General features: G+C 40.2%; 26 protein-coding genes. 7 read left to right on the top strand and 19 right to left on the bottom strand.

The annotated features are described in order from the left end of the window. Positions 1 to 201 precede the first annotated feature (201 nt). The 3 genes from trxA to FPL17_RS10975 all read left to right on the top strand — a co-directional run bounded on the left by trxA (position 202) and on the right by FPL17_RS10975 (position 2,760). Positions 202 to 528, top strand: coding sequence for a thioredoxin (trxA, locus tag FPL17_RS10965; protein WP_005184718.1), 327 nt, complete (start codon positions 202 to 204; stop codon positions 526 to 528). Positions 529 to 858: 330 nt separating this feature from the next. Beyond that, positions 859 to 2,127, top strand: a complete 1,269-nt coding sequence (gene rho / locus FPL17_RS10970; RefSeq protein ID WP_005146524.1) for a transcription termination factor Rho — start codon at positions 859 to 861, stop codon at positions 2,125 to 2,127. 396 nt (positions 2,128 to 2,523) lie between these two features. After that, positions 2,524 to 2,760: a hypothetical protein gene (locus FPL17_RS10975; RefSeq protein WP_005210586.1), complete on the top strand. Its 237-nt coding sequence runs from the start codon at positions 2,524 to 2,526 to the stop codon at positions 2,758 to 2,760. Positions 2,761 to 2,850: 90 nt separating this feature from the next. On the opposite strand, the gene FPL17_RS10980 is transcribed toward FPL17_RS10975, so the two are convergent. The 3 genes from FPL17_RS10980 to pheS are packed head-to-tail and all read right to left on the bottom strand — an operon-like array spanning position 2,851 to position 6,539. Continuing rightward, a complete protein-coding gene (locus tag FPL17_RS10980; RefSeq protein ID WP_000126166.1) occupies positions 2,851 to 3,147 on the bottom strand; it encodes an integration host factor subunit alpha in 297 nt (98 codons plus the stop codon). After that, positions 3,144 to 5,525 carry a phenylalanine--tRNA ligase subunit beta gene (pheT, locus tag FPL17_RS10985; RefSeq protein ID WP_159885048.1) on the bottom strand — a complete coding sequence of 794 codons (2,382 nt, stop codon included), beginning with the start codon at positions 5,523 to 5,525 and terminating at the stop codon, positions 3,144 to 3,146. The genes FPL17_RS10980 and pheT overlap by 4 nt, the downstream gene beginning before the upstream one ends. Positions 5,526 to 5,558: 33 nt before the next feature. Then, positions 5,559 to 6,539: a phenylalanine--tRNA ligase subunit alpha gene (gene pheS / locus FPL17_RS10990; protein ID WP_005146537.1), complete on the bottom strand. Its 981-nt coding sequence runs from the start codon at positions 6,537 to 6,539 to the stop codon at positions 5,559 to 5,561. 229 nt (positions 6,540 to 6,768) lie between these two features. Between pheS and FPL17_RS10995 the strand changes: the two genes are divergently transcribed. Next, the gene (locus FPL17_RS10995; protein ID WP_159885050.1) at positions 6,769 to 7,773 is read left to right on the top strand and encodes a hypothetical protein; all 1,005 of its coding nucleotides are present in this window, start codon (positions 6,769 to 6,771) and stop codon (positions 7,771 to 7,773) included. A gap of 55 nt (positions 7,774 to 7,828) precedes the next feature. On the opposite strand, the gene FPL17_RS11000 is transcribed toward FPL17_RS10995, so the two are convergent. Both FPL17_RS11000 and FPL17_RS11005 read right to left on the bottom strand, forming a co-directional pair. Then, positions 7,829 to 8,026 (bottom strand): hypothetical protein, encoded by a 198-nt coding sequence (locus FPL17_RS11000; protein WP_005184732.1) that lies wholly within the window; start codon positions 8,024 to 8,026, stop codon positions 7,829 to 7,831. 106 nt (positions 8,027 to 8,132) lie between these two features. Then, positions 8,133 to 8,510, bottom strand: coding sequence for a hypothetical protein (locus tag FPL17_RS11005; protein ID WP_159885052.1), 378 nt, complete (start codon positions 8,508 to 8,510; stop codon positions 8,133 to 8,135). Between the two features lie 72 nt (positions 8,511 to 8,582). Here FPL17_RS11005 and FPL17_RS11010 point away from each other — a divergent pair, with 72 nt between their 5' ends. Further along, positions 8,583 to 9,719: a hypothetical protein gene (locus tag FPL17_RS11010; RefSeq protein ID WP_159885054.1), complete on the top strand. Its 1,137-nt coding sequence runs from the start codon at positions 8,583 to 8,585 to the stop codon at positions 9,717 to 9,719. A 40-nt stretch (positions 9,720 to 9,759) separates the two neighbouring features. Here FPL17_RS11010 and rplT read toward each other — a convergent pair whose 3' ends face one another. After that, complete coding sequence (rplT, locus tag FPL17_RS11015; protein WP_004664213.1) at positions 9,760 to 10,119, bottom strand: 50S ribosomal protein L20; 360 nt, start codon at positions 10,117 to 10,119, stop codon at positions 9,760 to 9,762. Between the two features lie 11 nt (positions 10,120 to 10,130). Then, entirely contained in the window at positions 10,131 to 10,325 is a 195-nt protein-coding gene (gene rpmI / locus FPL17_RS11020; RefSeq protein WP_004278281.1) for a 50S ribosomal protein L35, read from the bottom strand. Positions 10,326 to 10,562: 237 nt separating this feature from the next. Between rpmI and FPL17_RS11025 the strand changes: the two genes are divergently transcribed. Then, on the top strand, positions 10,563 to 11,816 hold the full coding sequence (locus FPL17_RS11025) for an MFS transporter (protein WP_159885056.1): 1,254 nt from the start codon (positions 10,563 to 10,565) through the stop codon (positions 11,814 to 11,816). A 35-nt stretch (positions 11,817 to 11,851) separates the two neighbouring features. Here the strand turns inward: FPL17_RS11025 and FPL17_RS11030 are convergent, their stop codons facing one another. The 7 genes from FPL17_RS11030 to thrS all read right to left on the bottom strand — a co-directional run bounded on the left by FPL17_RS11030 (position 11,852) and on the right by thrS (position 17,474). After that, entirely contained in the window at positions 11,852 to 12,277 is a 426-nt protein-coding gene (locus FPL17_RS11030; RefSeq protein ID WP_016653023.1) for a YqaA family protein, read from the bottom strand. Between the two features lie 65 nt (positions 12,278 to 12,342). Beyond that, positions 12,343 to 13,194 carry an arylamine N-acetyltransferase family protein gene (locus FPL17_RS11035; protein WP_159885058.1) on the bottom strand — a complete coding sequence of 284 codons (852 nt, stop codon included), beginning with the start codon at positions 13,192 to 13,194 and terminating at the stop codon, positions 12,343 to 12,345. A 120-nt stretch (positions 13,195 to 13,314) separates the two neighbouring features. Beyond that, positions 13,315 to 13,758, bottom strand: coding sequence for a hypothetical protein (locus FPL17_RS11040; RefSeq protein ID WP_159885060.1), 444 nt, complete (start codon positions 13,756 to 13,758; stop codon positions 13,315 to 13,317). Then, positions 13,755 to 14,375, bottom strand: coding sequence for a glutathione S-transferase N-terminal domain-containing protein (locus tag FPL17_RS11045; RefSeq protein WP_005184766.1), 621 nt, complete (start codon positions 14,373 to 14,375; stop codon positions 13,755 to 13,757). The genes FPL17_RS11040 and FPL17_RS11045 overlap by 4 nt, the downstream gene beginning before the upstream one ends. 128 nt (positions 14,376 to 14,503) lie before the next feature. Next, positions 14,504 to 14,824 carry a DUF7709 family protein gene (locus tag FPL17_RS11050; protein WP_005184774.1) on the bottom strand — a complete coding sequence of 107 codons (321 nt, stop codon included), beginning with the start codon at positions 14,822 to 14,824 and terminating at the stop codon, positions 14,504 to 14,506. A gap of 170 nt (positions 14,825 to 14,994) precedes the next feature. Continuing rightward, positions 14,995 to 15,546, bottom strand: coding sequence for a translation initiation factor IF-3 (gene infC, locus FPL17_RS11055; protein WP_081401483.1), 552 nt, complete (start codon positions 15,544 to 15,546; stop codon positions 14,995 to 14,997). 5 nt (positions 15,547 to 15,551) lie between these two features. Continuing rightward, positions 15,552 to 17,474, bottom strand: a complete 1,923-nt coding sequence (thrS, locus tag FPL17_RS11060) for a threonine--tRNA ligase (protein WP_005184776.1) — start codon at positions 17,472 to 17,474, stop codon at positions 15,552 to 15,554. Positions 17,475 to 17,738: 264 nt separating this feature from the next. Here thrS and FPL17_RS11065 point away from each other — a divergent pair, with 264 nt between their 5' ends. Further along, positions 17,739 to 19,385 (top strand): acyl-CoA synthetase, encoded by a 1,647-nt coding sequence (locus tag FPL17_RS11065; protein ID WP_159885062.1) that lies wholly within the window; start codon positions 17,739 to 17,741, stop codon positions 19,383 to 19,385. Between the two features lie 38 nt (positions 19,386 to 19,423). Here FPL17_RS11065 and yjgA read toward each other — a convergent pair whose 3' ends face one another. The 5 genes from yjgA to panB are packed head-to-tail and all read right to left on the bottom strand — an operon-like array spanning position 19,424 to position 22,759. Continuing rightward, complete coding sequence (gene yjgA / locus FPL17_RS11070) at positions 19,424 to 19,960, bottom strand: ribosome biogenesis factor YjgA (protein WP_005184782.1); 537 nt, start codon at positions 19,958 to 19,960, stop codon at positions 19,424 to 19,426. A 2-nt stretch (positions 19,961 to 19,962) separates the two neighbouring features. After that, on the bottom strand, positions 19,963 to 20,232 hold the full coding sequence (locus tag FPL17_RS11075) for an HPr family phosphocarrier protein (protein ID WP_004804467.1): 270 nt from the start codon (positions 20,230 to 20,232) through the stop codon (positions 19,963 to 19,965). Then, positions 20,229 to 21,080 carry an RNase adapter RapZ gene (rapZ, locus tag FPL17_RS11080; RefSeq protein WP_005146575.1) on the bottom strand — a complete coding sequence of 284 codons (852 nt, stop codon included), beginning with the start codon at positions 21,078 to 21,080 and terminating at the stop codon, positions 20,229 to 20,231. The genes FPL17_RS11075 and rapZ overlap by 4 nt, the downstream gene beginning before the upstream one ends. Positions 21,081 to 21,100: 20 nt before the next feature. After that, the gene (panC, locus tag FPL17_RS11085) at positions 21,101 to 21,946 is read right to left on the bottom strand and encodes a pantoate--beta-alanine ligase (RefSeq protein WP_005184785.1); all 846 of its coding nucleotides are present in this window, start codon (positions 21,944 to 21,946) and stop codon (positions 21,101 to 21,103) included. Positions 21,947 to 21,949: 3 nt separating this feature from the next. Beyond that, positions 21,950 to 22,759: a 3-methyl-2-oxobutanoate hydroxymethyltransferase gene (gene panB, locus FPL17_RS11090; protein WP_005184787.1), complete on the bottom strand. Its 810-nt coding sequence runs from the start codon at positions 22,757 to 22,759 to the stop codon at positions 21,950 to 21,952. Positions 22,760 to 22,777 lie beyond the last annotated feature (18 nt).

Genomic DNA, 22,777 nt, shown 5'->3' on the forward strand with positions numbered 1-22,777 from the left:
GCAATAAAAGTACTGTATTTGCGCTTTTACTTGATAAATGATTGTAGAAGTCGATGATCAACATCGTGAGCATCCATTAGACTTTTCATTTTCAAACTTGAATAATCACAACAAACCCTTACATTGAATAAAGCGGCAATGTAATATTCATCGTGATGATGATCAAATTCGCACTTTATTTCTTAAATTTGGAGCAACCTCATGTCTGCGACTATTGTTAATACAACTGATTCAAACTTCCAAGCAGATGTTTTAGATGCTGAAACTCCTGTACTTGTTGACTTCTGGGCTGGCTGGTGTGCGCCTTGTAAAGCAATTGCACCTGTTCTAGAAGACTTGTCAAATGAATATGCAGGTAAAGTAAAAATCGTTAAAGTTGACGTGACTGCATGTGAAGATATTGCTGTAAAATATAACATTCGTAATATCCCTGCATTATTAATGTTTAAAAATGGCGAAGTTGTTGCTCAACAAGTTGGCGCAGCACCTCGTTCAAAACTTGCAGCATTCATTGATCAAAACATCTAATACAATTGTTAAATGGTCAATCTGAAAATACGTGATTCACTGAATCGCGTATTTTTAGCTAAAAATTGACAAATTCCTTGATTTCCTCTATATTTCTGAATCAAGAAGCTTTGAATGGAATCTACTTCATTGCGCTTCTTACCAAGACACAAAACATAAGATCGCCGCTCGGCAATAAACAATTGTTTTCACATTTCTCTCTGAAACAATGAACCAGACTACTGAATCGTGGTTGTGTAAATACAATTACATCAGCATGTATGTATGCGGTCGATTTTTTATTCTTTCCCTAACGTAGTCCTCCACTTATTCCATTCTGTCTGACCACTTATGAACTTAACTGAACTCAAGAAAAAACCCATTGGCGAACTCATTAAAATTGCGGAGTTTATGGGCCTTGAAGGCATGGCACGTAACCGTAAACAAGATATTATTTTTGCCATTTTAAAACGCCACGCCATGAATGGCGAAGAAATTTTTGGTGATGGTGTTCTCGAAATTCTTTCTGATGGTTTTGGCTTCCTACGCTCTGCTGCTGGTTCGTATCTCGCAGGGCCAGATGACATTTATGTGAGCCCATCACAAATTCGCCGCTTTAATTTACGTACAGGTGATACCATCACTGGCACAATTCGTCCACCAAAAGAAGGTGAGCGTTATTTTGCTTTGTTGAAAGTAAACCAAATTAACTACGATACACCTGAAAACTCACGTAATAAAATCTTATTCGAAAACCTAACGCCATTATTCCCTACTGAGCAATTGGTCATGGAACTTGGTAATGGTACTACTGAAGACCTAACCTCTCGTGTTGTCGATCTAGTCGCGCCAATCGGTAAAGGTCAACGTTCTATTATTGTTGCACCGCCAAAAGCGGGTAAAACAATGTTATTGCAAACTATTGCTCAATCAATTGTACGCAATAACCCAGAAGTTTTTTTAATCGTACTTTTAATTGACGAACGTCCTGAAGAAGTCACCGAAATGGAACGTACCGTTCGTGGTGAGGTAATTGCATCTACATTCGATGAAGCTCCTGCCCGTCACGTTCAAGTCGCTGAAATGGTGATTGAGAAAGCAAAACGTCTGGTTGAACACAAGAAAGATGTCGTCATTCTTCTTGACTCAATTACCCGTCTTGCGCGAGCTTACAACACGGTAATTCCATCATCAGGTAAGGTATTAACTGGTGGTGTGGATGCTCACGCTTTAGAACGTCCTAAACGTTTCTTTGGTGCTGCACGTAATATCGAAGAAGGCGGTTCTTTGACGATCATTTCTACTGCTTTGATTGAAACAGGCAGTAAGATGGATGATGTGATTTACGAAGAATTTAAAGGTACGGGTAACCAAGAGATTACCCTTGATCGTCGTATTGCTGAGAAACGTGTGTTCCCTGCAATGAACATCAAGAAATCAGGTACTCGTCGTGAAGAACGTTTGATGGATGAAGATAACTTACGTAAGGTTTGGATTTTACGTAAATTGCTACACCCAATGGATGAGCTTGCTGCGATGGAATTCCTATTGGATCGTATGAAAGAAACCAAGACCAATGATGATTTCTTCGATCAAATGAAGCGTAAAGCATCAACCTAAGTTCTAAGCACACATAAAAAAAGCTACCTCAATGGTGGCTTTTTTTATTTGGTTGACAGACTTACAGAATATTTACACATTCATTTAAAATTTATCAAAAAATTCAAGTTATTGTTTTATATAAAAATAATAAAATAAAATTCTTTATTTTCCTTAACTTACCGATTCAAAATCTATTTTCCATAGTTATTTTCTATCAAAAAATAGCCAAATTCTGCCCATTTTTGTCGTTTTGTTGGACAGAACAGTAGTAATTCATGAATTGCTTTGATAGGATAGCATCAGACCAGTTAGGCTGCTCCCTGCGTTGTTACCTAAAGCGTTTAGGAATAATAAAAGCACAAACAGACTAACTTAAGGTTTTTTTTAATCTCACAATTTTATGAGAGTGATGCCATGTTATTCAAGAAATTCGCTGTTGCTGCTGCTATTGCTACTACTTTAGCTTTCGTTGGTTGCTCTAAGAAAGAAGAAGCACCTGCTGCTGATGCTAACGCTGCTGCTTCTGAAGCTGTAGCTGCTGCTTCTGAAGCTACTACTGCTGCTTCTGAAGCTACTACTGCTGCTGTAGCTGCTGCTTCTGAAGTTGCTGTAGCTGCTTCTGAAGCTGCTCCAGCTTCTGCTGCACACTAATCTAGTTTTAGATTAAAAAAGAGAACCTTACGGTTCTCTTTTTTTATGCCTAAATTTTATTAAAGTAAATCATAGGTATAAAAAAGCAGATCAATCGATCTGCTCATTCCCAACACGCTGTCTAAATTTCTGACCCGCTCTAAACGTCACTACTCGACGTGCAGAAATTGGAATTTCTTCACCCGTCTTAGGATTACGTCCCGGACGTTCACGCTTATCACGTAACTCGAAATTACCGAAGCCAGAAAGTTTGACTTGTTCACCTGCAATTAATGCTTGGCTAATTTCGTCAAAAAATAACTCGACCATTTGTTTTGCTTCGCGGCGATTTAAGCTAGTAAGCTCACTTAAATGGTCCGCCATATCTGCTTTTGTTAATGCTGTCATGAGGCCCTCAATGTCGCTTGGTAAGTGTCTTCCAACACTTGAATAATGTTATCCATACCAGATTTAATTTCAGCATCTTCAAGCGTACGAGTTGGATGTTGCCATAACACTGCAAAAGCTAAAGAGCGCTTGCCTTGTTCAACCCCTTGCCCCGTATACACATCGAACAACCATGTCGAGTCGAGTAACTCTCCACCAGTTTGCTCAATTAACCGCTGAATATCTCTTACCTCAATATTATCAGAGATTAAAAGCGCAATATCACGTCTAACCGATGGAAAACGTGATAATTCTGTAAAATTAGATACATAAGATTGCAAAACTGCCTGCTGATCCAGCTCTGCGACCCAAGTTGTATCTAAATCAAGCTCATTTTGCAAAGATGGATGCAAGCGCCCCAAATAACCAATTGATTGTCCATTGACTAAAATCTCTGCAGATTGGCCTGGATGTAACCATGCACGCTCAGTACGCACAAATTCAACACTGATACGTCCCGCTGCTAAAATTTCTTCAACCTCACCTTTGAAATCAAAGAAATCCATTACTTGTGGTTTTGCATGCCAAGATTCTGGTGTACGTGAACCTACTGCAATCAATGCCAAAGTTGGAATCTGTTTCAGATCATGAATGCTCTGTGCATTCTGATAATCAAAACGTAAACCGAGTTCAAAGAAACGTACACGCTGCTGTTGGCGATTTAAGTTGTACTGTACACATGGAATCAGACTTGATAACAAAGTACTACGCATTGCAGCCAAATCACTTGAAATTGGATTCGCCAACATCAATGGCTGTACATTTGGATTCAACTGCTTCTCAAGTTTTGCATCGGCAAAGCTAAAGCTAATTGCTTCTTGGTAGCCCAATGTCGCAACAGTTTGACGTAATTGTGAAATTTCAAAACGATCTTGATATTTCTCTAATTTCGCATCAATTTTCGGCAAACTGATTTGAATATTGTCATAACCATCAATACGGGCAACTTCTTCAATTAAGTCTTGATAGATTGCCATATCATAACGATGCGAAGGCGGGACAACACGCCACTCACCTTGTGCTTGAGTTTCAACTACACAGCCCAAACGCGTCAAAGCATCGGCAATAAAATCACCTGCCACTTGATAACCGAGTAATTGGTCAACTTGAGCTTGTTTTAACTCAATTGCTTCACGCTTTGGCAACAAAGCGACTTGCTCAGCAACTGTGATTGGACCAAACTCACCGCCAGCAAAGGCTTGAATTAGATCAGAAGCACGGTGCATAGCAATCATTGGCAATTCAAAATCCACACCGCGTTCATAACGTTGAGATGAATCCGTATGTAGACCAAAGCGACGTGCACGACCAGCAATCGCTAAAGGTGCAAAGAATGCACTTTCAAGGAAAATATCTTGAGTATCATCAGTAACCGATGAGTCCAAGCCACCCATAATACCTGCAATGGCTAGAACTTTCTGATCATCTGCAATGACCATCATATCATCTTGTAATTCGACTTCTTGATCATTCAACAACGTCAATTTTTCTTGAGCTTTGGCTTGACGAACTTGGATTGAACCTTCGATTTTTGCCAAGTCAAAGGCATGCATGGGTTGACCCAATTCAAGCAACACGTAGTTGGTAATATCGACCAAAATACTATGCGTACGAATACCTGAACGTGCAAGAGCTTGTTCCATCCACTCAGGAGTTGCCGCTTTGACATTCACATTTTTGATAACACGACCCAAATAACGTGGTGTACCTTCCGTGCTAATCGTTACTGCTTTCTCATCTGTGATTGTTGCAGGTACAGACTGAATCTCAGGCTCATTCATCTTCAACTGATTGATCACTGCGATTTCACGGGCAATTCCACGAATACTAAAGCAGTCACCACGGTTTGGTGTGATACTGATATCAATGACATTGTCATCAAGCTTTAAATATTCACGAATATTCATCCCCACTGGTGCATCAGCAGGTAATTCCAACAAACCATCAATTTTATCTTCTAAATCAATTTCAGAAGCACCACATAGCATGCCTTGTGATTCCACACCACGCAGCTTGCCCTTTTTAATTTTAAAATCGCCTGGCAGTACGGCACCAATGGTTGCAACTGGTGCTTTCATACCCACGCGAACATTTGGCGCACCACATACAATTTGTAATGGCTCACCAGAACCAATATTAATTGTCGTGACACGTAAACGATCTGCATCTGGATGCTGTTCAACAGTTAGGACCTCACCCACCACCACACGTGTAAATGGTTTTGCGACAGGTGCTAACTCATCAACTTCTAAACCTAGCATGGTCAATTGATCAGAAAGTGCTTCGCTATCAATTGCTGGGTTCACCCACGTACGTAACCAATTTTCACTAATTTTCATTTATATAAACCTTCTTTAATCCTGAAAAGATGTTTAGGCAAATTGGCGTAAGAAACGCACATCATTTTGGTAGAACATACGCAAATCGTTGATGCCATAACGCAACATTGCAAAACGCTCTACCCCTAAACCAAAAGCAAAGCCTTTGTATTTATCAGGATCAATCCCTGCAGCACGCAATACATTTGGATGTACCATGCCACAACCTAAAACTTCTAACCAACGACCACGCTCATCCATAATATCCACTTCAGCACTTGGCTCAGTAAATGGGAAATACGAAGGACGGAAGCGGACTTTTAAATCTTTTTCAAAGAATTCATTTAACAGATTAATCAATAAACCTTTTAACTCAGCAAAGCTGGTGTTTTCTGCAACGTATAAACCTTCGATCTGATGGAACATTGGCGAATGCGTTTGATCCGAGTCACAACGATATACACGGCCCGGGCACACGATGCGAATTGGCGGCTGACTAGTTTCCATGGTACGAATCTGCACACCCGAAGTATGGGTACGAAGCAAATGCGTTGCATCAAAATAGAAGGTGTCATGCATAGCACGAGCTGGATGATGACCCGGAATGTTTAAGGCTTCAAAGTTGTGATAATCATCTTCAACCTCAGGACCATACGCAATTTGGAAACCAGCTTTGGTAAAGAACTGGCAAATACGCTCTTGTACCTGAGTAACAGGATGAATACTTCCCATGCGCTGACCGCGACCAGGCAAAGTAATATCAATCGTTTCACTTGCCAATTTCTTTGCAAGTTCAGCTTGTTGTAATGTCTGTTGACGTTCAGTCAAAGCGGTATTGATTGCTTCACGAACAGCATGGATCGCAGCACCTTGTACTTTCCGCTCTTCAGGATCCATTTTTCCAAGTGCTTTCGACTGCTCTGCAAGCTGGCTTTTCTTCCCTGTAAATTGCACACGGACTTGATCGAGTGCAGCAAGGTCTTGAGCCGCTGCAATGGCAGCAAGCGCTTCAGTGGTCAGGGCTTCCAGTGACATAGTAACTCTCAAAGCAACAAAATATAGAAATATAATAAAACGCTATAGTTTATCAGCTTTTTACCTATTTTATGAAGATAAACCACGGTTTAAATAAGCGACTTTTTCAATGTCAATGTAAAGATAAAACAACAGGATGATGAAGTAGATAACTTAATTTTTTGAAAAAATGATCAATAATTGAATAAAATGGATAAGATACCAATATCGTCAATGAGAAAGAATAACGATGGCGCTTGATCAGATTTGGAAACAACAGCTTACACTTGTCACCTATGGCAATGAATTCCTTGCAGGAGGACTTCATTTTAGCCGTTGGATTGAACACCCAATTTTCAATCAAAAAAGCCTAGTTTTTAGAGATTTACTTTCTCAACACCTCTTAGCCCAACATTTTCAAGTTTGGCTTGAAGGTCTAAAAAAACAAGGGGTTAACAAACTCAGCTTACATTTATCAAGCTTACTCAGTGATGAACAAAATCCCAATGCCAATGTTGAGCTGCTTCCCTTCACTCATTTTATTGTCAGTCATCAAGCCAACAAAAAAACAGCTTGGATCTGCGGTCATGAACTGCCTGAGTGGTACAACAGCGATAAAGAATTTGAGGCCCCAGTTTCCCAGCAAAGTAATTTGCGAGTAGAAACGCTTTGGCGTTATGAGTTGAATGATAAATTTTCCAGAAAAATTAATACAGATTTACAAAAATTAAATTGGAATGATGTTACTTCATTCTTGGAACGTGAATTGTTCACCAGCAAATATGCGGAGTATTTTTCAGAACCAGAACAGCAAGACTTGCCATTTTATGGGTACGACATTGATCTAGCAGCGCTATCAGAACAACAACTTGCATTGATTCCAACAGACTATCCAGCGGATTGCGCTCACAGCTTATTGCATCGCACTCAGGCATTAACGGATTACTTAGAACAACAAAGGCTGCATCCTTACAATGCTTCTGGCGAACTGATTAGCCCAGAAGAGCAAATTAATCTACGTAATTTTTCACAAAAAACCGATGATTTATTTGCCAAGCTGATTGTAAAGACTGCAAATCATTATCAAACAGCTCAACTCACTGCCGCTGAGCCTGAAATCATTGATCGAACAATGGAGATTCCACATCATCAGCTTGATAAAACTCAACATCATAAAGTTGGCGCATCAGGCGTGATTAAATTGATTATCCTGACCGTGATTATTTGTCTCGTTGCTTACTATTTTGGTCTGTAACAATACGAGTCATAAAAACCTAGATTTCAAAATCTAGGTTTTTATTTTTCACTACTTAAAAAGTGGGTCTAATTTTTAAAATCACTTTATGTCCACCATCATGCTGATTAATAACGTGATGTACATTTTCAATCTCACCTTCAACCTCAGCATCTGGTCCATAAAAAATCCGAATGGTCTCACCCTTTCTCGGCACAATACTCAATTCTACTTCAATCGCACCTTGTTCCAGGCCTTCTACACTCACTAACATATTTTTTACCTTTCGCTTGTTTTCTTTACTGTAAAAAGATTCAAACGTAAATGTCTAATTAAACATGTTCAGGTTATGTAATCTTGAAATAAATCATATCTTTGATTTACACATCGTAGTCCAATTCATCTTCATCAACATTAATAAAGTCAGGTTCAGGGGTTTGCTCAAATTGTACCGCTAGAATCTCAGTTTGCTTAAGTAAGCTTGCCTTAGCAACACGATGCATACCATCCATGACTCGACCTTCAGCACACAGAATAATCGGATAACTCAGATCAGCATCTTGCACCAATTGAAAGTGTTCAATGATTTGCTGTGTCGTCGGATACTGATCTGGAAACCAATAGGCTTCATTGAGTTCTTGAATATCAACAAGTTGTAATCTCTTAGCGACGAACTTATTTGTCAGTTCAACCAAGCGATGAACATCCCAAATATAAGTATCCTCTCCAACTTGTCTAAAGTGATATTGTCTGCGCACGTTTTAATCCATCATTAATTTCAGATATGATAATAAGCTTAGCGTCTCACCAATAACAGCATACATAAAACAATGACCGATAATTACTGGAAGTTTATTTTAGGCTTACAACATAATGCCCAACAATTTTTTAAAGGCCTAATTTCTTATCATACCGTTCGTCACCATTGGAGCATTCGTAATCACGATATTTTTATGGTACGAGATTTAGAGAATTGCTCGCTTATTTATGACTCAATTGATGCCTTAATATTTGATCTATTTCATCAAGGTGCCTACGATTGTTCACTTTACCCTTTTGCTTTACTTTTTCCTGAATTTGAAAAAACCCAATCTAAATTTTTATTTGAAATAAATAATTATCCAGTATTAGTTTTCAAGCTAAGACACACCAACATCGCATTAATAAAAATAAAAAGAGAGATTGTAAAAGAGATCCAACCTATAGGTGACCCTAGAGAGTTTTGGGGAGCTCTATCCACACAAGACGAGTGCAACTATATGTTGTTTACTCTTATTCCTCTAAATTTAGAGCAAAACAAAAAAATTAGAATATTTAATAGCGGTCTGAATTGGGAAAATTTCTATAAAGAAACTCAAGAGCTTATTCGTTCTGCACCTTATCAATTTTATGGAACCTATGATATTTCGTTCACAAACAACTTACATCTTTACCCCCACGAAGAAGAAGGATGTACTTTTCCATTGCTAGAGAATCCCTCTTCACAAAATAATCTTGCATTCGCCCTGCTTCAACAGTTCGAAACTTTACAAATTCATCTTCGAGGTTTTAAACATCCACGTAATGAAATGTCTGAATATCACAACTTTGATTTGGAAGAAATCAATAAATTTAATCTCTATGAGGAATCAATCGGTCAACAACTTGTCCAACTTATTTGCCATACTGCTAATAGTTATCAAGCATCTTATATCTCGTTAAAAACTCAAAATGAGTTAGAAAAAGAAATAATATCAAGTAAAAAACAATCTGGTTTGCAAAACTCACCAGCTATCGAAAATACCGTATCGCCAGAACCTGAAACTATTTCTGGTTGGCGAGCACTAACCACACTACTCATCGTCTTAGCAATACTCTTAATAATATTATATGGCCTATTTTTATTGGTTCAGAAATATGAATTTGCTAAGTTTTTATTAATTATTACCACAATCTTGTCTGTACTTATAATTATAGGACGGAAATAAAAAAGACCGCTAAAAAGCGGCCTTCTTTGAATCTCTAAGCTTATGCAGCTAATGCGCCTTTAGCTTTTTCAGCTAAAGCAGCAAATGCAACTGCATCATGCATAGCGATGTCAGCTAATACGCGACGGTCGATGATCACTTGAGCTTTTTTCAAGCCATCGATCATACGGCTGTATGACAAACCGTTAAGACGAGCACCAGCATTGATACGCGCAATCCATAAAGCACGGAATTGACGTTTCTTCTGACGGCGGTCACGGTAAGCGTATTGACCAGCTTTGATTACCGCTTGGAACGCTACGCGATAAACGCGTGAACGAGCACCATAGTAACCTTTAGCGCGAGCAAGAATTTTTTTGTGACGACGATGAGCCACTACACCACGTTTTACACGAGCCATTTATAATCTCCTTAGATGTATGGGCACATACGACGAACTGATGCAACATCACTTACGTGAACCATTACACAGCCGCGCAATTGACGGATACGCTTAGCAGATTTTTTGGTCAAAATGTGGCGTTTGAACGCTTGTTTACGCTTAAAGCCGTTTGCAGTCGCTTTGAAGCGTTTAGCTGCACCACGGCGAGTTTTCATCTTAGGCATAACAACCTCTTTTGAACACCTGTTCGGAACGTTTGCACCATTGCAAAAACGACCTGCAGGTAAGGGAGCCAGTATTCTAAAGCATAGCAAGCGAAAACAAAAGTAAAATGCTCATTTTTTGATAGTAAATCGTCTATTTTCTATAAACGTTATTTTCTATAACCAATTCTCAAATTACGAGAAACATCCCTAAAATTAACACCTATAATAAATACAAGCTCTTAAATTCAAAAGAATATGACTATACAGAATGATGCTTTTGCTGCATTACGGTATCGGGATTTCTCTATTGTGACTATTAATCAATTCTGCCTAACACTGGCAATTTTGATTCAAGAAATTATCGTCGCCTATTCACTTTATCAAATCACCCGTGACCCACTCACCTTGGGTTTCATTGGTCTGGCAGAAGCGATTCCATTTATCACACTTTCCTTGTGGGGCGGCTATTTCGCCGACAAATTGAATAAACAGACCATTATGAAAATCTGCTTATTCTTTTCGATTCCCTTACCTTTAATTCTCTGGGCACTGTTTCATTTACACGGCTTAGAAAAAATTGGAATCAGCACGCTGTCTTGGGGAATTTATGCCGTCATTTTTGCTTTAGGAACCATTCGAGGTTTTTATAATCCATCTGCAACATCACTCAAACCTTTTCTAATTCCTCGTGAACTGTATGCCAACGGTGCAACATGGACCACAATTGGATGGCAAAGTGGTGTGATCATCGGTCCTATGCTCGGTGGCTTTATGCTGGCATTTCTGGGACGTGAAACTAGCTTATTTGCTGTCACGGCATTATTGGCCATTTGCTTTATCTTAATTACTCGTTTGCAAAAACGTACTTTTCCGAAAATGGAAACGGAGAATGTACTACAAAGCCTGACTGATGGCTTCCACTTTATCTGGAAAACTAAAATCGTTTTATGGGCGATCTCGCTTGATCTAGTATCCGTGCTATTTGGTGGTGTGATTGCGTTATTGCCAATTTTTGCCGAAGAAATATTAAAAGTCGGCCCTGAAGGTCTTGGTTATTTACGTGCTGCACCATCTATTGGTGCTCTCTTGACCATGATTGCACTCACCAAATTCCCACCAATGCAACATGCATGGCGGAATATGTTATTGGCTGTGGCTGGTTTTGGTATTTTTACCATTCTGTTCGCCTTCTCGAATCATATGTGGCTTTCATTATTTGCTTTAGCCATGACTGGTGCTTGTGACAGTGTTTCTGTCGTAGTTCGCCAAACCATCTTGCAAATTTTTCCACCCGAAAATATGCGAGGTCGTGTCGCAGCAGTGAATGGGATGTTTGTTTCTTCAAGTAATGAACTGGGGGCTTTTGAATCCGGTCTCGCAGCCAAATACCTCGGCACAATCACTGCAACTATTCTTGGCGGTTGTATGACCTTAGCGGTAGTAACTTATTGCTGGTTTAAAACCAGTGATTTATTCAAAGTCGATATTACCAAAGGCTCTGAACATTAAATCAATAGGGAGAGGCTCTCACCCCTTTCCCTATTTTAAAAAATACCCAAATACAATGCATATAACGTCAGATAACGCCCACCTTTAGCGATGGTGACAATCAATAAAAAGCGCCAGAAGTTTTCCTTCATCAGTCCAGCAATCAGGGTAATTGGATCACCAATCACAGGAGTCCAACTTAGCAGTAACGAGTAAAAGCCATATTTATGATAAATCTGCTGTGCTTGTAACAACCTTTGTTCTGAAACAGGAAACCATTTTTTATCTTTAAAATGTTCGATTTTTAGGCCGAGCCACCAATTCACACAAGAACCCAAGACATTACCAATGGTCGCAACCAAGATAAGATAGAAAGGATTAGAAAGCCCTTGTACCAGCAAAGTCATTAATACCGCTTCTGACTGTAAAGGCAATAAAGTAGCAGCGCCAAAGGCAGAGAGAAATAATAGAAAATAAGACATCAATTCAAAAATTCAGTCAAAACAGTATCAGCACATCATCCGAAACAGACAATATCGTGTGAATACTATGGATTCAAGGCTAATTTTGACCAAACCGCGTTAAGTTTCTGTTGTGAAACATCAATCCGAAAAACTGTTTTGAGCGTATTTTCAAACTCATCAAAGTTGGTTAACTCTTTCTTATCAGAATTTCCTTTACCATGCGTTCTTAAAACACGATCTTTTAAGGTCATTCGCATCTCTGTATTGGCAGTAGATAACATTAAATACTGGGTAAATAAAGATTCAGGCGAGGTGGAAATGTACCAGTTTGCAACCAGAGCATCCGCATCTGCAATTTGTTGCTCGGGGTTAATTGCATAGACATTCACCCATTGACCATGAATACAGACTTGCAGCATATAAGTCATTTCCGTCAGCACTGTCACATCCAAACCGCTCTGGGCAGCTTCAACAAATCTAAAAGGCTCTAACGGTGTCTGCTGTGTTTCACCGATATGCTCAAGTGATAAAACCGTGGTCGGCGTCATCCCTCCAAATCCAGGATCATACAAAAACAATTGCCCATCAATACGCACCAGTGTGACTAAATGAGTTCTCACCGGAGTACTGACAGGCGAATTTTGATAATACACTCGACCGAGTACGTTATATGCCTCATAGCCCAGTTCAGTTAACACAATTCTGGTTAGGGTACTGTGTTCTAAACAATAGCCTTCACGATTTTCAATCAATAATTTTTGCACAAGTTGGTCTGACGCTAATGAAACCTCATCTCCTAAAAAAGAGGATAAATTACCAAAAGGAATAGCTTGCACATGAAGACTTAATAGGCTTTTTAAGTTAGCCAAAGTTGGAGAGAAATCCCCTTCAAAACCAAGCTTTTTTAAATAAAGGGCAGATATTTTTGCTTGCATGATGCTTTATCTTTGATGAACTTAAATCATCGTAGCTTGAACATGAATAGACTAGATGAAAAATTACACAATTATAAAATAGTCAAGCTTACATGCCTGAAATCATGGCTTTTGCAAAGATTAATTTTTAGTTTTCGCTTTTTTAGATCGAATAGAAAAATACATAACTGAAAAAATGAATGGAAAAACAAATAAGAGCCAAAATGTAAGATCAGATCTAATAATTTTTTGGTACAGGCTAAGTTGCATTTCCCCCGCAGAAACCGCAGCCCAATCAATAGAGACCGTATGATCAAGATAGCTACATAACACTAAGGATAAACTTAAAAAGCCGGCAAAAACCCAGCTACTAAAATATGAATTTTTGGTCTCTAGCTGTAGCCAAGCAAAGAGTGTAGAAAATAAGAGCCCTAAAACAGTAATAAAAGCAAATACCAAAACCGCTAAATGACTCTCTGAATAGAGTGTTTGCAGCTGAGCACAAAGGATTGCTGTAAGCAACAACAATCCCATCGCAATCGCCCAGTGCTTTAAGTAGCGGTGTCGCCCAACACCTTGATTCATCCAACTTTGATCGACAAGGCTTTTTGTATCGCAGGACGAGCTGTTAAGCGTTCAATATAATCTTTCACATACGGATAGTCTTCAAGTTGAATGCCCTGCCATTCGTAACGCAACGCCCAAGGTAAGATTGCCATATCCGCAATCGAGTATTCGCCTGCTACAAATTTTTGACCAATCAACTGTTTGTTTAAGACACTATACAAACGCTTGGTTTCATTGACATAACGATCAATCGCATAAGGAATACGTTCAGAGGCAAACTTATTGAAGTGGTGATTTTGCCCAAGCATTGGACCAAATCCACCCATTTGCCACATCAACCATTGTTCAACCTCGACTCGCTCTTGCTCATCGGTCGGATAGAACAAACCTGTTTTTCGACCTAAATACTGTAGAATCGCACCCGACTCAAATACTGAAATCGGCTCACCTCTTGGACCATTTTGATCGACAATCGCTGGAATTTTATTATTGGGAGAGATTTTTAAAAAATCAGGCTGAAACTGATCATTTTCCAAAATATTAATTGGAAAAATCTGATATTCAAGTCCCATTTCTTCTAAGGCGATTGTTATTTTATGCCCATTGGGTGTACCCCAATAATATAAGTCAATCATTTTATATTGTCCTATTCATCGTTATCTTGACTGTTGTTGCGTTATAGCACACTTCCTACTTATTGATCAGTAGACAAGCACGAAAAGAAACAATAAAGCGGTGTTTTCAAAGACAATGTTGCAAAGATTTAAGCTTGATTATCCAAGAATTCTTTGGCTTTCTCTCCAACGAATTTACGACCAGCATTACTGCCATTGATCCACTCTTCCACAGAGAATAAATCAAACATCCCCACTTTAAATAAGGTGGGAACGGCTAGGATCAACTCATCTTCAACCGTACCTCGAACGCCTGCATTATATAAATTAATATTGTGCAGCATGGTCGCAACAGTACCCGTTTGTACACGACTGCCATCTTTCAATGTGACTTGTGGTAAAACCTCACCGTCTTGTAGCACTTTTTGATTAATTTCAGAGAGTTGTTGAGTACCAGTAACTGTAGACATGTCTTATTCCTATTTTTGAATAGTGTAATTATCAACAAATCCTATCATAGCTTGTTTTCAGCTGATCCAATGATACTTAGACATTTTTTAACAGACTTATCCCTGCTTAGGTTATACGTTTTTAGACAAAAAAAAGCACCGCTAAGAGCGGTGCTTTTTTATAAGAAAAATTACTTTTTCTTTTTCGGACCAATTAACATGCCCATTTGACGACCTTCCATCTTAGGCGCTTGTTCAATCACGCCAAATTCAGCAACGTCTGCTTCAATTTTTTGCAATTGAGCCAAACCAAGCTGTTGATGCGCCATCTCACGACCACGGAATCGTAAAGTGATTTTTACCTTGTTCCCTTCTTCAAGGAAACGCAAAATTGCACGCAATTTAATCTGGTAATCACCTACATCCGTTGCAGGACGTAATTTGATTTCTTTCACTTGCACTTGATGCTGTTTTTTCTTCGCATCTTTTTGCTTTTGCTTTAAGTCAAATAAGTGCTTGTTGTAGTCCATGATTTTACAAACAGGTGGTTCTGCATTCGCAACGATCTCAACCAAGTCAAGATGAGCTTCTTCAGCAGCACGCAACGCTTCAGTTAATGAAACGACACCTTTTTGTTCTCCATCTGCAGCGACGAGGCGTACTTCTTTCGCACGGATCTCTTCGTTAATTGCAGGACGGTTACTTTTAGCACCTTGTTGTTGGTTACGGTCAGGCTGTTTAATCTTTATTACTCCACGATATACCGGCCACGTTCGGCAACGGCAGATTTCACTAAGTCAATAAATGCATCTACTGACATAGTACCTAAATTTTTTCCTGAGCGAGTACGCACATTGACTGTACCTTCTTCAACTTCTCGATCACCGAGAACAAGAAGGTAAGGAATACGCTCTAGGGTACGCTCACGAATCTTAAATCCGATCTTTTCATTTCTCAAGTCAGAAATAGCACGAAGACCATTTTCTTTGAGTTTTGCGACCACTTGCTCACTTGCTTCCGCTTGTGAATCAGTAATATTCATGACACAAGCTTGGATTGGTGTAAGCCATGGTGGCATGAAGCCCGCATAGTGTTCAATTAGTATACCAATAAAACGCTCGAAACTGCCAAGAATTGCACGATGAAGCATGACTGGTTGATCACGATCATTGTCTTCAGTGACATAAGAAGCGTCTAAACGGATTGGTAAGTTAAAGTCACACTGGATTGTACCGCATTGCCAGATACGACCTAAGCAGTCTTTCAATGAGAATTCAATTTTCGGACCATAGAATGCGCCTTCACCTGGTTGCAAGTCCCAAGCCAAGCCAGCATCATCCAAAGCATCTGCTAAAGATTTTTCAGCCAAGTCCCAAAGTGCATCATCACCCACACGCTTTTCTGGACGTGTAGACAATTTCATTTGCACTTCTTCAAAACCGAAGTCTTTATACACATCTAAAGTCAGCTTAATAAAGTCTGCAACTTCTTTACCAATCTGTTCTTTGGTACAGAAGATATGTGCATCATCTTGGGTAAAGCCACGAACACGCATAATCCCATGTAAAGAACCTGATGGTTCATTACGGTGACAAGAACCAAATTCAGCTAGGCGAATTGGTAAATCACGGTAAGACTTTAAGCCTTGATTAAAGACTTGTACGTGACATGGACAGTTCATTGGCTTGACTGCATAGTTACGACTTTCAGAGTGAGTCGTAAACATATTTTCAGCATAGTTTGCCGCATGCCCTGACTTTTCCCAAAGCGTAAAGTCTACGATTTGCGGTGTCTTAATTTCTTGGTAACCATTGTCTTGCTGAACTTTACGCATGTATTGTTCAAGCACTTGGTAAATAGTCCAACCGTTCGGATGCCAGAACACCATACCTGGTGCTTCTTCTTGCATGTGGAACAAGTCTAATGCTTTACCAATTTTACGGTGGTCACGCTTTTCAGCTTCTTCAATACGTTTGATATAAGCAGCTAACTGTTTTTTATCAGCCCAAGCAGTACCATAAATACGTTGTAGCTGTTCATTCTTCGCATCACCACGCCAGTAAGCACCAGAGATTTTAGTGAGTTTGAATGATTTTAAGAATTTAGTATTCGGTACGTGCGGACCACGGCACATATCTAAATAGTCTTGATGATAGTACAAGCCCATTTGAGTTTCATTCGGCATGTCTGCAATCAAGCGTAACTTGTATTCTTCACCGCGTGCTGTGAATTCAGCGATCACATCTTCACGTGGTGTCATCTTTTTGATGACGTCATAGTCTTGATCGATGAGCTTTTTCATACGCTCTTCAACCGCAGCCATATCATCCAAAGTAAATGGACGTGGCATCCAGATGTCGTAGTAGAAACCTTCTTCGATCACAGGACCGATCACCATTTTCGCTTCTGGGAACAATTGCTTAACGGCATGTCCTACCAAGTGCGCACATGAGTGACGAATAATTTCTAAACCTTCTTCATCTTTAGGGGTAATAATCTGAACTGTCGCATCTTCTGTGATTAAATCACAAGCATCCACCAAGCGATCATTGATACGGCCAGCAACAGTATTTTTTGCAAGACCTGGACCAATGCTCTGAGCAAGTTCCATCACAGAAATCGGATGATCAAACTGCTTCTGATCACCATTTGGTAAAGTAATGATTGGCATAATAAAATCCTTAAGGAGTGATGCCCTATACGAAGGAGCATATCACCGCGAGATTATGTATTGAGGCAAGCCTCAAAAAATAAAAAACGGCGGATAAAAAAGTATCGAAGATTTTACACGGGTTTAGCTGTGGATGAAACCTCTGAACCAGAAAAACCCGAGATCAGTTCAGATTCGTCTCCGACTAAAGCCTAAATGATTTAGACTCAATGACAGTCTAGGTTAATACAAATAAATGAAAAAAACGGAAATGGAGCAAGACACATGGTAAGTGCATATGACGAACTACCCAAAAATCCAGCAAATTTTGTTGCTTTATCACCCTTACGCTACTTAGAACGGGCTGCTTATATCTATCCTAATCAGGCTGCAATTATTCATGGCCAACGCCAAATCACATGGCAACAGACTTATCAGCGCTGCCGTCAGTTTGCGCATCAACTCCGTCATTTAGGTATCCAAAAGAACGATACTGTTTCCGTGCTATTACCCAATATCCCTGCCATGATTGAAGCACATTTTGCTGTACCAATGGCTGGCGCGGTACTGAATACTTTGAATACCCGTCTCGATGCCAAGACCATTGCCTTTATGCTAGAACATGCAGAAGCCAAAGTACTATTGGTCGATCCTGAATTTCGACAAGTTGCAGAAGAAGCACTTCAGCTTGTTGCGCAAGATATTATTGTGATTGATGTCTTTGATACTGAGTTTGATGGTGAGCAAATTACGATTGGTCAATATGAATATGAAGCATGGATAGCACAAGGAGACCCTGAATTTGAATGGTTGCTACCGCAAGATGAATGGGATGCGATTAGCCTGAGTTATACCTCAGGCACCACAGGCAACCCTAAAGGTGTGGTCTATCATCATCGTGGTGCTTATCTGAATGCCGCCAGTAATATTTTGGCCTGCGGTATGAAACCTCGCGCTGTGTACCTTTGGACACTGCCGCTATTTCACTGTAATGGTTGGTGCTTTGCATGGTCAATTGCTGCAAGTGGTGGTACCAATATTTGCCTGCGTCGTGTCGACCCAGCATTAGTTTTCAAATACATCGCAGCGTATAAAGTGGATTATTTCTGTGGCGCGCCAATTGTGCTCTCCATGCTGATCAACACATCAAGCGAACAGAGAACTGCTTTTGAGCATAATGTTGAAGTCATGGTTGCAGGTGCTGCACCACCTGTGGCAATCATCGAAGGGATGCGTAATATCGGTATTAACGTCAATCATGTTTATGGTTTGACTGAAACCTACGGCCCTTCTGCCTTATGTGCTTCACAGGCTGGCTGGAGTGATTTATCCATTCAGGAGCAAGCGCAACTACACTCTCGCCAAGGCGTACCTTACCCCTTGCAAGATAGCATGCGTGTGCTTGACCCAGACACCATGCAACCTGTGCCCAATGATGGACAAACCATGGGTGAAATCATGTTCCGTGGCAATATCGTGATGAAAGGTTATTTGAAAAATGCTCAGGCCACAGAAGAGGCATTTAAAGGTGGCTGGTTTCATACAGGTGATTTAGCAGTGAGTCATCCTGATGGCTATGCCAAGATTACGGATCGCTCGAAAGATATTATTATTTCAGGTGGAGAAAATATTTCCTCGCTCGAAGTTGAAGATGTGCTTTATCGTCATCCAGCTGTGCTCACTGCCGCAGTGGTAGCCAAACCTGATCAACGCTGGCAAGAAGTGCCGTGTGCTTTTATTGAACTCAAACAAGGAGCATCCGCATCGGCTGAGGAGATCATTGCCCATTGTCAAAAAGAACTCGCTCGATTTAAAGTCCCAAAAGATGTGGTGATTACTGATATCCCCAAAACTTCGACAGGGAAATTACAGAAATTTATTTTAAGAGAATGGGCAAAGGAGCGCGCGGCAGATAGCTCAGCAAACTCATAATCAAAAAAAGAAGTTTCCTTGGAAACTTCTTTTTAGTTTTAACCTTGTTCAGATAACAAAGCGACTTGTTGTACGTAATTCACAAATTTAAGCTTAGATGCGGCAAGGTCTTCTTCACTGACTTGCTGCTTCATATCACGGTGAATACGCAAGACATGCTGACGCAAGGTATGGCGTTCAGATGCATTAAACACCTTACTAAACTCATTGATCACTGGATCACCTTGGTCAATCATACGGTCAACCCAACGCATTAATTGCATCTGTTTTTTAGCACCTTGTTGCGGTGTTAAATAAGATAAAATGACGGTTTCATCTTCATTTCGCAATAATTTACCGATACGTAAAAATTGACGACGACGTGCTTCATGCGCACTAATATTTTGTATTTCCAGTAAAGCATCGATGAGACGCTCATCAACTGGAAGTTTCTGAATCTGTTTTTTATTCAGTTGAGCCAATTGCTCACCCAAAGCTGCCATTCGCTGCACAGCTTTTTTTTGCTCAGTTCTACTCGCACGTCCATCTAATGACTCAAAATCTTCATCGGTATAACGCTGGGTACCACGTGCCACTATTACTCTGCCTCGTAAAATTTTGCTGCGAACAGCGTTTGAATTTCTTCCAGTGCCTTGTCTTCATCAGCACCTTCAATCACCAATCTTAATGTGGTGCCTTTACCTGCACCTAACATCAACAATGACATAATATTTTTTGCATCAACCAACTTATCGCCCTTACCAATTTGGATAGAAGAACGGAATTTCGTCGTCACTTCAATCAGTTTACCAGATGCACGAGCGTGTAAGCCGAGTTTATTAATTACATCAATTGTTGTGTCTATCATGACCAGTGCTTCATTTCTCTATGTAAGATTTGGACAGCCCATTTTGCCTCAAGGGCTTGTTTGAGTCTATCTACAATATAAACCGACCGATGTTGCCCACCTGTACATCCCACAGAAATGGTCATGTAATGGCGATGCCCTTCTGCAAATGCAGGTAACCACTTATCCAAGAAAGTATAAATGTCTTCAAACATCTCATTGGTTTGTTGACTCCCTTCCAAAAAGCGGCGTACAGGTTCATCTAAACCTGAAAAACGACGTAATTCTAAATCCCAATGCGGGTTTGGTAAATGTCGTACGTCAAATACATAATCAGCATCCAACGGAATGCCGTGTTTATAACCAAAGGACTGCAGAATCACAATTAAGTTATCTGACTGCCCGAGTTTAGACAATAGAATATGTTTTAAATCATGAACACTTTTATCAGTCGTATCAATATGTACTGTTGAACGGAATTGTATCGGGATGAGCAATTGCTTCTCTTCTTGGATACATTGCAACAGACTATTGAAACGACTGGCCAAAGGATGCGGTCGACGTGATGCACTAAAACGTGCAATCAAATCTTGATCCTGAGTGGTCAGGTAGATCACATCGACCGAACCATGTCTTTTTAATTGCTCAAAAACATGATCAAACTCTTGCATATCTGCACGGGTACTTCGAATATCGACCCCAAGTGCAAGTTGCTCCAGATTATTTTCATGATCCAGTTTTGCCACAATTTCAGGCAACAACGCCAAAGGTAAGTTATCTATACAATAATAGCCCAAGTCTTCAAGTACTTGTAAGGCAGAGGATTTTCCTGAACCGGATTGACCTGTAACGATAAGAATACGCTTCATGGCGTTTTTACCTTCATTTTTTATGTTTTAAAATCGATTTGCAAATTATCAATCAAACGTGTTGAACCCAGCTTCGCTGCAATAAATAACACCAAGTTTTGGTCAAATTGCTGAATCGGTTGCAAGTTGGTTTGACGAGCCTCCACATAATCCACAACAAAGCCTGCCTGTGTCAATTGAGCTGAGATATTTTCTAACACTTGTGTAAGTGTCTGCCCTTCATGCAATTGTTGTTCAGCTTGTTTGAGCAATTGGTAAATTGTCGGTGCAAGTGCACGTTGCTGTTCAGTTAAATAACCATTACGTGAACTTAAGGCCAACCCATCTTCAGCACGAATAATTGGCACACCAATCACTTCCAGTGGCATATTTAAGTCTTGCACCAACTGACGAATCACGGCCAGTTGCTGATAGTCTTTTTGCCCGAAAAATGCATAATCTGGCTGTACAATGTTGAATAGCTTGGTCACTACAACCGCGACACCATCAAAATGACCTGGACGTGATTTACCACAAAGATCGTCGGTAATTTGGCTAACACTGATATTGGTCAAACGTGGTTGAGTACCATACATTTGCTCAACAGAAGGCGCAAAAATAATATCGCAGCCCGCATCTGCCAATAAACGACTATCTTGCTCTAAAGTACGTGGATAGCTATCAAAATCCTCGCCTGCACCAAACTGAATTGGATTGACGAAAATACTCACCACGACCACATCACAGAGTTTTTTTGCTTCACGCACCAAAGTCAAATGACCTTCATGCAGATTTCCCATGGTTGGCACAAAACCAATCAATTTTTTTGAGCTACGTGTCGGTGCTAGTGATGCAGTTAAGCCTTGTATTGTTGTTTCAGTTTTCATGAATTAAAGCTCAACTTGGAAAGTATGTTCCTTGGCCGGGAACGACTGGTCTTGTACTGCGGCATGATACGATTTAAATGCATCTACAATTGCAGTTTCACCCGCTTGCTCTTTCATAAAGTTACGCACAAAACGCGCAACACGACCAAAAGTTAAACCCAACATGTCTTGTACAACGAGGACTTGACCATCAGTTTCATTCCCTGCACCAATCCCGATCACTGGCGTATTCGGGAATAATTCGGCAATTTCTTTACCCAGTTGAGCTGGTACACACTCAAGTAATAAAACTGCTGCACCCGCATCAACCACGGCTTGGCAATCTGCGATCAATTGATCTGCTGCTTCACGTGTTCTAGCTTGAAGTTTATAGCCACCAAACACATGTACTGACTGTGGTGTTAAACCTAAATGGACACAGACAGGAATACCATTACGCGTCAATACCGTAACCAACTCGCTTAACCATGCTCCGCCTTCGATCTTGACCATTTGAGCACCGACTTGCATCACAGTCTTGGCATTTTTCAAGCCATCTTCAAGCGTTGCATAGCTCATGAATGGTAAGTCAGTCATGATTAAGGCATGTGAATTACCACGGCGTACAGCAGCGGTATGATAAGCCATATCTTCGACAGTGACAGGAAGTGTAGAGTCTCTGCCTTGAATCGCCATTCCTAGAGAGTCACCGATTAAAATCGTATCAATTTCAGCCAATTCCATAGCTTTAGCCATACTTGCATCGTAGCAAGTAAGACATGAGAACTTGCGTCCTTCGGCTTTAAACTTTCTTAAGTCACTTAGACTAATCATGATGATGTCCTCTACAGG

Source organism: Acinetobacter dispersus (assembly GCF_009884975.1).
GTDB lineage: Bacteria > Pseudomonadota > Gammaproteobacteria > Pseudomonadales > Moraxellaceae > Acinetobacter > Acinetobacter dispersus.

What these genes read in the sequence shown, in the direction of transcription:
- FPL17_RS11035 (WP_159885058.1), bottom strand. Translation starts at nt 13,194, where the DNA reads ATGCAAGCAAAAATATCTGCCCTTTATTTAAAAAAGCTTGGTTTTGAA.
- thrS (WP_005184776.1), bottom strand. Translation starts at nt 17,474, where the DNA reads ATGCCAATCATTACTTTACCAAATGGTGATCAGAAGCAGTTTGATCAT.
- FPL17_RS11025 (WP_159885056.1), top strand. Translation starts at nt 10,563, where the DNA reads ATGACTATACAGAATGATGCTTTTGCTGCATTACGGTATCGGGATTTC.
- FPL17_RS10980 (WP_000126166.1), bottom strand. Translation starts at nt 3,147, where the DNA reads ATGACAGCATTAACAAAAGCAGATATGGCGGACCATTTAAGTGAGCTT.
- FPL17_RS11075 (WP_004804467.1), bottom strand. Translation starts at nt 20,232, where the DNA reads ATGATAGACACAACAATTGATGTAATTAATAAACTCGGCTTACACGCT.
- trxA (WP_005184718.1), top strand. Translation starts at nt 202, where the DNA reads ATGTCTGCGACTATTGTTAATACAACTGATTCAAACTTCCAAGCAGAT.
- rplT (WP_004664213.1), bottom strand. Translation starts at nt 10,119, where the DNA reads ATGGCTCGTGTAAAACGTGGTGTAGTGGCTCATCGTCGTCACAAAAAA.
- FPL17_RS10975 (WP_005210586.1), top strand. Translation starts at nt 2,524, where the DNA reads ATGTTATTCAAGAAATTCGCTGTTGCTGCTGCTATTGCTACTACTTTA.
- rapZ (WP_005146575.1), bottom strand. Translation starts at nt 21,080, where the DNA reads ATGAAGCGTATTCTTATCGTTACAGGTCAATCCGGTTCAGGAAAATCC.
- FPL17_RS11065 (WP_159885062.1), top strand. Translation starts at nt 17,739, where the DNA reads ATGGTAAGTGCATATGACGAACTACCCAAAAATCCAGCAAATTTTGTT.
- FPL17_RS11040 (WP_159885060.1), bottom strand. Translation starts at nt 13,758, where the DNA reads ATGAATCAAGGTGTTGGGCGACACCGCTACTTAAAGCACTGGGCGATT.
- rho (WP_005146524.1), top strand. Translation starts at nt 859, where the DNA reads ATGAACTTAACTGAACTCAAGAAAAAACCCATTGGCGAACTCATTAAA.
- FPL17_RS11000 (WP_005184732.1), bottom strand. Translation starts at nt 8,026, where the DNA reads ATGTTAGTGAGTGTAGAAGGCCTGGAACAAGGTGCGATTGAAGTAGAA.
- pheT (WP_159885048.1), bottom strand. Translation starts at nt 5,525, where the DNA reads ATGAAAATTAGTGAAAATTGGTTACGTACGTGGGTGAACCCAGCAATT.
- pheS (WP_005146537.1), bottom strand. Translation starts at nt 6,539, where the DNA reads ATGTCACTGGAAGCCCTGACCACTGAAGCGCTTGCTGCCATTGCAGCG.
- rpmI (WP_004278281.1), bottom strand. Translation starts at nt 10,325, where the DNA reads ATGCCTAAGATGAAAACTCGCCGTGGTGCAGCTAAACGCTTCAAAGCG.
- FPL17_RS11030 (WP_016653023.1), bottom strand. Translation starts at nt 12,277, where the DNA reads ATGTCTTATTTTCTATTATTTCTCTCTGCCTTTGGCGCTGCTACTTTA.
- panB (WP_005184787.1), bottom strand. Translation starts at nt 22,759, where the DNA reads ATGATTAGTCTAAGTGACTTAAGAAAGTTTAAAGCCGAAGGACGCAAG.
- FPL17_RS11045 (WP_005184766.1), bottom strand. Translation starts at nt 14,375, where the DNA reads ATGATTGACTTATATTATTGGGGTACACCCAATGGGCATAAAATAACA.
- panC (WP_005184785.1), bottom strand. Translation starts at nt 21,946, where the DNA reads ATGAAAACTGAAACAACAATACAAGGCTTAACTGCATCACTAGCACCG.
- FPL17_RS10995 (WP_159885050.1), top strand. Translation starts at nt 6,769, where the DNA reads ATGGCGCTTGATCAGATTTGGAAACAACAGCTTACACTTGTCACCTAT.
- FPL17_RS11010 (WP_159885054.1), top strand. Translation starts at nt 8,583, where the DNA reads ATGACCGATAATTACTGGAAGTTTATTTTAGGCTTACAACATAATGCC.
- FPL17_RS11050 (WP_005184774.1), bottom strand. Translation starts at nt 14,824, where the DNA reads ATGTCTACAGTTACTGGTACTCAACAACTCTCTGAAATTAATCAAAAA.